Genomic DNA, 8779 nt, shown 5'->3' with positions numbered 1-8779 from the left:
GTTACGCGAGCTGGGTTCAGAACGTCGTGAGACAGTTCGGTCCCTATCCTTCGTGGGCGTAGGAAATTTGAGGAGCACTGCATTTAGTACGAGAGGACCGATGTGGACGAACCTCTGGTGTACCGGTATTGATGCCAATTGCATTGCCGGGTAGCCAAGTTCGGTACGGATAACCGCTGAAAGCATCTAAGCGGGAAGCCAGCTCCGAGATAAGATTTCCCAATAGAGAGGGTGGAGACGACAACCTTGATAGGTTACAGGTGTAAGCGCAGCAATGTGTTAAGCCGAGTAATACTAATAACTCGATTGACTTTCATCATTTTATTTTATTCTATGTATCCCCTTTCTCATCTCACGGATAACTATTGCTAACAGCAGAGTGAGCTATAGCACATCAACAAAAGAAGGATATAGCAAACATTATAATAACTTTTTCGCCGTTAGCGATGGTGGTTATAGCAGCAAGGATACACCTGTTCCCATTCCGAACACAGCAGTTAAGCTTGTCTGCGCCGATGGTACTGCATGGGCAACTGTGTGGAAGAGTAGGTCACCGCCATCGCTAACGGCGTTCTTTATAGCTTGTACAAAATTGCTAAAAGAAAAAAATAAGCCAACCTATCCCATTAACATTGAAGACATCATCAATCTTTAACTTGACAAATGCCAATAACTAAAAGAAATGGATTTGTATTTAGCTAACATAAGGGAGAAAAATAATGAAGATAGATGCTCGTAAATTAGAGAAGTATATGCGTTATTTCTTTATTCTGTTAACTATCTTAGTAATTGGTTACAATTTGTATTTGAGAGAATGGGAAACATTTTGGTCGGCAGTTATGACTCTATTGTTATTTCTGTTACCCTCAATTCTGGAGAGAAGGATTGATGTTAAAATACCTACCTCATTTCAGATTATAATATTGCTGTTTATTTTTGCTTCTATGTATTTAGGTGAGATACACCATTATTTTTATCGTTATCGCTGGTGGGACAGGATGTTGCATACGGCTTCCGCAGTAATTTTAACTTATTTTGGATTTATTCTAATTTATTCTATGAACAAAGATTACAAGGTAGATATGAAATTAAGTCCGAAATTTATGGCGCTTTTTAGTTTTTGTTTTGGAATAATGATATGTGCTTTGTGGGAAATAATAGAGTATGCCATTGATTCGATATTAGGGCTTGATATGCAAAAAGCAAGAAATCTGCAAGATATTTACGGTTTTTATGATACTCGTCTGGGAGTAAAAGATACGATGAAAGATTTGATTGTTGACACTATTGGTGCACTTGTAGTTTCCGTGATCGGATATTATCATTTGAAGAAAAGAAATGAAGACGATTCAGCTTTTTGGTCTTTGCATAAGCAATTTATCAAGGATAATCCAGAATTATTTGGAGTAGAGGAAAAGAAATAGAAAAGGCAATTTAGTTACAATGTGATAGTATGAAATTGGCAAATTGAGAATTAACTACACACAAAATAATACGATACAAAATCCCATAGAAAACATAAACAAGGAGTTAACCCAGATCATTCAGAAATAGATAGGTAAAACTTATTTTCTTAAAATAGGCAGGAATTGAAGTTCATAATTATTTTTTAAGTGATTTCCACTGAAATCGGTCGTTTCAGTAGTAATAAGCAGGATGTGAGATTTATAGTTCTCCAGTTCTGTAGTTGGTTGAAAACGATGAATATAACCAGTAGTGGTTAATTGTTTTAACGGTATTTCCTTATTCCCGCACAACAATTTTGCTTTGATATTGGTTTTGGGGATAATTTCATCAAAGCGAATTTCCAGAATGGGAGACAGAGTATTTATAGAAGCACCGTTACGAGGATTGGTAAAAGTAATTTGTGGAGCCAAAGTATCGGGAGCGGGTTTTGCCTTAAAATTGCTTTCCAATTTACTACTGATGTTATTTTTTCTGTCCTTCACACCGGTAAGGGTTAACTGATAATCCGTGCTATCCATTTTAGCGGTTAGCAAGCTAATTTTATTGAATTCAAATAATTGATATGATATAGGTAAAGTAGATTCTTTAGATTTTATGCTAATATTACTAATATCAACAACATCTTCGCTTAATTCTATCAGTAGCTCACGGTTACTGACAACTTTTATTTTGTTTATTTTAGGTAGAGTAGTATCGGCATAAGCCATTCTTATATTTAAAGATGCTGGATATGAATCAGCTGATATTCCTTCAAAATAAGGTTCCGTGCCCAAGTCATAGCGTCCATTCAGATTTTTATCGATGTAAGTTCTCAGGATATGTTTTTGCAGGTTCAAGTTATCAATAACATACACATTGCCCTTAAGAATACCGTTTAAAACCAAAAGTGAATCGGGTGAGTAGAGCGATAATTCCACGGGCAAAATTTTATCAGTAGGTTCTTCATATTCAATAGTTCCAGCCAAACGATTGGTGGCAAGTTTACCACAGCTGAAAATAAGAGTTTGATTACTTTCCAATGAATTGCCGCGCAAGTCCTTAAGGCGTTTAGTTAGGGTAATAAAATAATTTGTATTTTGCTTTAAGGGCTCGTAAAAACGGATTTTAATGTTTTCTCTATCGAGGGATATTTTTTTGTTTGGGACCGGAGGATAGATATAGATAGAATTTGCTAAAGTATTTCTATCCACCGGTTTAGAGAAGGATATCTCAAGTAATCCGGATGAAATATCCCCATATTCTACAGGAGAAGTAGCAAGCACAGCAAGTTTATCAATATCTTGAGGACCTCCGGTAGGATTTCTTTTATTTCCACATCCGCTTATAATAAACGATAGTATAAATAGATAGGATAGATAATATAATAATTTACTTAATCTCATTATACATATCCTTGCTATTCATAATATACTTACCAATAACATCGAATTCCACATTTACAAAATTACCGGGTTTTAGGGAGCTCAAATTTGTATGTTCAATAGTATGTCCAATTAAAGCAACACTGAAATAATTGCTGTATATATCCGCTATAGTTAAACTTACACCATTGAGGGCAATAGAACCTTGGGGAGCCATCAAATTTCGTTCTTTATGGGGCATTTCCAAACGCAGATAGTTCGTTCCTTTAATATTCAAAAGCGTTAGCAAACGCAAAGTTCTATCTATGTGCCCTTGCACAAGGTGTCCATCCAAACGGGAATTGAGTTTTAGCGCTCGTTCCAGATTTAATGTATCGCCAATAGTCCAATTCTTAGCGGTGGTTTTTTCCAGTGTTTCATTCATTATCTCGACCGTAAAATATTTAGGATCGAAGCCAATAACAGTAAGGCAAATACCATCACAGGCAACGCTGGAACCTATTTTCAAGTCATCAAAAATGGCCGGTTTGCAGATGCTAAAATTGCGTTTTCCCTTATCAGGACGGATTCCTGCAATTTTTCCAGTTGTTTCTATGATGCCAGTAAACATTTTATTGAACAGTATATCTGCGTTTCCAAGCGTTGGCTAAAGTGTTTAAATTACTATATTCCAATTCTGCTCCGAAGGGTATACCAGTTGAAAGACGAGTAATATTAATGTTTGAATCTTTCAACAATTCCCAGAGAAAATGGATGGTAGTTTCACCTTCCGCAGAGGGTTTCAGGGCTAAAATCAATTCTTCCGGATGCAGGACATCGATCCTTCTTAGCAGCATAGGGGTATTTATTTGTTCAGGTCCGTAGCCATCCAAGGGCGAAAGGAGATGTCCTAAAACAAAATATCTACCGTTAAATTCATTCATTGTCTCCAGAATCTGGATATCAGAACTATTTTCCACTACACAAAGACGGCTGTCCAGTCGGTCCAAAGAAGTGCAAAAAGGGCAGGGATCCGTTTCGGAAAGCATATTACACTTGCTACATATCTTAAAACTTTCTACGGTTGTTTTAATGGTATCTGCCAACTCAAGAGCGAAATTTTTATCCTGAGAAACCAAATACCAAGCAAGACGCTGAGCGGACTTTCGGCCAATACCCGGAAAACGGTTTAGGGACTGAATTAATTTTTCTAAATTTTCCGAAAAGATCATTTAACCCATACCGGGAAAATTCATACCACCGGTAACTTTGCTCATTGCACTACTGGATGCTTCATTTACATTATTTATAACTTCTTGAATTGCTGCCGTAATAAGGTCTTCCAGCATTTCCACATCTTCAGGATCAACAACCTGAGGATCTATTTTCAAGGATACAATTTCATACTGACCGTTCATTTCAATTGTAACCATTCCACCGCCCGCGGATGCAGAATAAACTGTTTTAGCCATTTCTTCTTGTTGTTTCATAATTTCTGCCTGCATTTTTTGGGCTTGTTTCATTATTTGTTGCATATTTTTTCCACCGGGAAGCATATATCACTCCTTAGTATATAGTTTTGTTCTCTTTCTTACGATTTAGTTTATTCGTCAAGAAAAACATTTTTTGGGGTTGAAAAAGCCACAGTAAAACCTACTGTTGTCTATTTTTGTTTTTTGTATTTCTGAAACTCTTTCATAAGTTCATCTTATCTATTTAAGGTGGATATCGAATCGCTCTTTTCTACCATACTTTCAGGATGCTGAAATTTTCTATCTCACTACAGGCATTATCACCTTGTGTTGCAGTTACGCTTCAGTAACATTTCCGTAACGAGATAACAGCATTGTTACGGCAGTGTTACTGGGTCATAAGAGAATCCTCTGTGCCATAAGCAATTAGCTAATACCAAAGGCAGGGACAAAAAACAAAGGAGATTGGCAAATTGTTTTGTTAGTGAAAAGATCGCTGAAGTTTAAGAAGGCAACGACAGACCAATTGCCTGATTCCAGTTTAGGCGTTTACAGTAGGTATTTATTAAATGATCAATACATCTTTTCCATTTTATCAAGGTGGCATTTGTCAATTATCCTGGCATCATAATGTTTTTTCGTTTTTCCGTTTGAAAAAATGATGGGAATCGCCCCATTTATCATAGCCAATTGTTTCTCCGATGGCATAAATGTGTTTTTCCAATTCTTTCTGAAACTGGATGGCAGTTTCATTAAGTCCCGGTTTGCCTTCGTAAAGCTGATAACCTTTTCTATATTTAGTATCCGTAATATTTGGCATTAAAACATTTGCCCCGGCTTTCAGCCCTAATTCTCTCCCTTCCGGATGAAGTGCCTGAAGAGCTGTTGTGGATGCAATATTGACATCTTGTAAGGTTATGCGGCAAACAGCGATCATTTTCAACCCCAAATTCAATGCTTCCGTAGGGTTAAAACTATCTATCAAATTCTTAAAAGGCGTGTTATGATGCGGTATAAAAGGACCCATCCCCAGCATATCTATATCTTCATCAGAGAAAAAAAGAATGTCATTGGCTAAATCTTCAATGGTTTGACCCGGCAGACCTGTCATAACTCCTGTCCCAACTTGATAACCACATTGCCTTAAAAGATGCAAACAATTTAGTCGGTGAGCAAAACTGTGATTGGCCGGGTGGAGGGCTTTGTATAATTCTGGATTGGATGTCTCTATGCGTAATAAGTAACGATGAGCTCCGGCCTCAAACCATTGCTGATAAACTTCTAATTCCTGTTCTCCCAGCGAAAGGGTTATGCCAAGCTTATTATCCGACAATTCCTTGATGCTTTTTACCAATTTGGTAATAAAATCGATCCAGGGTTTATCTTCTCGTTCCCCTGCTTGGATAACTATTGATCCATAATGGAAATCGATACAGAGTTTGACTTCTTCCATTGCCTCTTGGAAACTGATCTGATAACGATTGACTTCTTTATTTCCACTGCGAATTCCACAATAATAACAATTCTTTGAGCAGATGTTACTTAGCTCTATTAAACCCCTTAAATAAACGGTGGTTCCTACAAACTGCTTTTTGATCTCGTAAGCTCTTTTATATAAAGATGCAAGATTCTCTTCTCCTTTTGTGGAGAGAAGCTCCATTAGTTCCTTTTTATCTGGTCGCATACATTTCTCCTATTTACAATATATACTAATCCATCTTTGTCGTTTGGCAAATAAAGGATATTGATTCCACAAAAACACTGAAGCAACATAAATTTCATATCATATTGTTATACAGAGAGATATTGGCATTTATCCGCTCCTTTTTCCATATCCTACTAAAAAAGTTCTTGACAAGCAAGCGAAATTGATTATATTGGTATGTGAATGCTTACTAACATAAGGAAATTATAATGGAACTTACAGTCAGACAGAAAGATATATTGAAAGCAGCCATAGCCATTATTGCTAATCAAGGTTATGAAAAATTAACCATCAAAAATTTAGCCACCAAAATCGGAGTAACTGAAGCTGCTTTATACAGGCATTTTAAGAGTAAGCGAGAAATCGTTACAATGATTTTGAGCTATTTTGAGGAATTATCCACCCGGGTTCTAAATGAAATTTATGAATCAAACAATGCTCCTCTGGAAAACATAAGAAAATTTGTAGAAGATAGATACATTCTTTTCGGCAAAAATCCTGATTTGGCTAAAGTTATGTTTTCGGAAGAATTGTTTAAGAATGACCCAACTTTTAAAGGTCAGTTTCAGTGTATTATGCATAAACATAAACAGGCAATGGAAAGTTATCTTATTCAGGCACAAAAAGATGGAATCATCAGAAAGGATATATCCTCGCTTCAATTATTCCGACTCATTATTGGCTCTATGAGGTTTACTATTACGCAGTGGAATTTATCGGATGGAGCTTTTGACCTTCCCACAGAGGGTTCTGATTTGTTTGAGTCCATCCTAAAACTAATATCAATAAAAGAAAAAGATACCATAACAGAATAAAACACAAGGAGTAAAAAATGCAAAACCGAACTTGGCAAGAAGTAGAGCCCAAAGTAAATGCCAATGGCATTAAAGGAACCAAAATTTATGACGCGCCTGAAGGAGAAATAGTTCATCTAAACTTAGCTCCCGGGGCACATTTGAAAAAACATATCACTCCCGTGAATGTGGCCTTTTATGTTCTGGAAGGAACAGCTACTTTGGAAATGGGAGAAGAAAAACAAAATTTTCCAAAGGATACTTTAATTGAAAGTCCGAAAAATATTCCTCACGGCGTTATTAACGAAGGGAATAGTGTTTTAAGATTACTTGTAATAAAAATGCCAAAACCATAAAAAAGGAGAAAATGAAATGAGTATGTTTTGTTATCAATGTCAAGAAACCGCACGCAATCTTGGTTGCACTGTTCGCGGGGTTTGTGGGAAAAGTGAAACCCTTGCCAATTTATTTGATCTCTTAATATTTGGATTAAAGGGTCTTGCTTATGCTTCAGTTCACCTTCAAGAAAAAGGTAGATATTATCCTGAAGATTCTATTTTTGTGATGGGTGCCCTTTTTAAGACCATAACTAACACAAATTGGGATGAAGATAAGGTTCGAGACACTATTGAACAGACATTGGCCTTGCGCGATAAACGCAAAAAAGAACTATGTGATTTGATGGGCGGAAAATGTGAGACCTGTCCAGAAGCGGTAACCTTTCAGCTAAAAAGAGAAGAATATGATGAATTTGCCAAAAAAGTGGGCGTGCTGAAAACTGAGAATGAGGATATCCGTTCTTTGCGGGAAACAATTATTTACGGACTGAAAGGAATTTGTGCTTATGGTGAACATTCTGCTGTTTTGGGTTATCAAGATGAGGAAGTGAATAAGTTTGTAATGGAAGCTCTGGCCGCAACTTTGGATGATACTTTAAGCGTTGATCAACTAATCCAATTAGTTTTGAAGACAGGCGAAAATGCCGTTAAAATAATGGCTAAACTGGATGAAGCAAATACAAAGACATACGGTAGCCCTGAACCCACCAAAGTTAAGCTGGGCGTAAATAATAAACCTGGCATTTTGGTTAGCGGTCACGATCTGAAAGACCTGGAAGAATTGTTGAAACAAACTGAAGGAAAGGGTGTGGATGTTTACACTCACGGAGAAATGCTTCCAGCTCATTATTATCCTGCATTTAAGCAATACAAACATTTTATTGGTAACTATGGAAGTTCTTGGTGGCATCAATTGGAGGATTTTGAAAGCTTCAACGGAGCCATTTTAATGACTACTAACTGCCTGGTGCCTTTACGCAAAGAAAATACTTATCTGGATAGATTGTTTACAACTGGTATGGTAAATTATCCAAATGCCGTTCACATCCCCGAAAGAGAAAATGGCAAAGCAAAAGATTTTACGCCTATAATTGAACGAGCTCTTAAATGCCAACCCCCGAAAGAAATTGAAACCGGTGAAATTATAGGTGGTTTTGCCCACGACACAGTTTTGGGACTGGCAGATAAAATTATTGAAGCGGTTAAAAGTGGAGCCATAAAACGCTTTGTGGTTATGGCTGGATGCGATGGAAGAATGCCCAGCCGTAATTATTTTACCGAAGTGGCGGAAAAACTTCCGAAAGATGCTGTTATTCTAACTGCCGGATGTGCCAAATATCGTTATATAAAACTTCCTTTGGGTGATATTAACGGAATTCCCAGAGTTTTGGATGCTGGACAGTGTAATGATTCTTATTCTTTGGCAGTTATCGCACTGAAACTAAAAGAAGCGTTTGGACTGGATGATGTAAATAAGCTTCCTATCTCGTTTGATATTGCCTGGTATGAACAAAAAGCTGTGGCAGTGCTATTGGCATTGCTCTATCTTGGTTTTAAAAATATTCGTTTGGGTCCAACTCTGCCTGGATTTTTGTCGCCTAATGTGGCAAAAGTGATAATTGAGACATTCAATTTGCAACCAATCACAGATGCAGAAAGTGAT

At 37.0% G+C, this 8779-nt stretch carries 9 protein-coding genes and 2 rRNA genes; 6 read left to right on the top strand and 5 right to left on the bottom strand.

Translation table 11 applies throughout. The features are described from left to right. The 3 genes from ABFC98_08370 to ABFC98_08360 all read left to right on the top strand — a co-directional run. Positions 1-319, top strand: a 23S ribosomal RNA gene (locus tag ABFC98_08370); the annotation flags it as partial. Between the two features lie 126 nt (positions 320-445). Then, a 5S ribosomal RNA gene (rrf, locus tag ABFC98_08365) occupies positions 446-562 on the top strand. A gap of 157 nt (positions 563-719) precedes the next feature. Continuing rightward, the gene (locus tag ABFC98_08360) at positions 720-1424 is read left to right on the top strand and encodes a hypothetical protein (protein MEN6446035.1); all 705 of its coding nucleotides are present in this window, start codon (positions 720-722) and stop codon (positions 1422-1424) included. Between the two features lie 141 nt (positions 1425-1565). On the opposite strand, the gene ABFC98_08355 is transcribed toward ABFC98_08360, so the two are convergent. The 5 genes from ABFC98_08355 to hydE form a co-directional block, all read right to left on the bottom strand. Further along, positions 1566-2849: an Ig-like domain-containing protein gene (locus ABFC98_08355; GenBank protein ID MEN6446034.1), complete on the bottom strand. Its 1284-nt coding sequence runs from the start codon at positions 2847-2849 to the stop codon at positions 1566-1568. Continuing rightward, positions 2836-3438 carry a riboflavin synthase gene (locus ABFC98_08350; protein ID MEN6446033.1) on the bottom strand — a complete coding sequence of 201 codons (603 nt, stop codon included), beginning with the start codon at positions 3436-3438 and terminating at the stop codon, positions 2836-2838. The genes ABFC98_08355 and ABFC98_08350 overlap by 14 nt, the downstream gene beginning before the upstream one ends. A 1-nt stretch (position 3439) precedes the next feature. After that, positions 3440-4039 carry a recombination mediator RecR gene (gene recR, locus ABFC98_08345; GenBank protein ID MEN6446032.1) on the bottom strand — a complete coding sequence of 200 codons (600 nt, stop codon included), beginning with the start codon at positions 4037-4039 and terminating at the stop codon, positions 3440-3442. Continuing rightward, the gene (locus ABFC98_08340; protein MEN6446031.1) at positions 4040-4363 is read right to left on the bottom strand and encodes a YbaB/EbfC family nucleoid-associated protein; all 324 of its coding nucleotides are present in this window, start codon (positions 4361-4363) and stop codon (positions 4040-4042) included. It lies immediately after the preceding gene. A 541-nt stretch (positions 4364-4904) separates the two neighbouring features. Then, positions 4905-5963: a [FeFe] hydrogenase H-cluster radical SAM maturase HydE gene (gene hydE / locus ABFC98_08335; protein ID MEN6446030.1), complete on the bottom strand. Its 1059-nt coding sequence runs from the start codon at positions 5961-5963 to the stop codon at positions 4905-4907. A 230-nt stretch (positions 5964-6193) separates the two neighbouring features. On the opposite strand from hydE, the gene ABFC98_08330 reads away from it, so the two are divergent. From ABFC98_08330 to hcp, 3 genes are all read left to right on the top strand, one after another. Next, entirely contained in the window at positions 6194-6799 is a 606-nt protein-coding gene (locus ABFC98_08330) for a TetR/AcrR family transcriptional regulator (GenBank protein ID MEN6446029.1), read from the top strand. A gap of 17 nt (positions 6800-6816) precedes the next feature. Then, positions 6817-7134 (top strand): cupin domain-containing protein, encoded by a 318-nt coding sequence (locus tag ABFC98_08325; protein ID MEN6446028.1) that lies wholly within the window; start codon positions 6817-6819, stop codon positions 7132-7134. 22 nt (positions 7135-7156) lie between these two features. Next, on the top strand, positions 7157-8779 hold a 1623-nt coding region (gene hcp, locus ABFC98_08320; protein MEN6446027.1), incomplete at its 3' end, for a hydroxylamine reductase.

The organism is Candidatus Cloacimonas sp., assembly GCA_039680785.1.
In the GTDB taxonomy this organism is placed as follows: Bacteria; Cloacimonadota; Cloacimonadia; order Cloacimonadales; family Cloacimonadaceae; genus Cloacimonas.
Note: the sequence above shows the minus strand (reverse complement) of the source record. Positions and strands in the feature narration are given on the sequence as shown.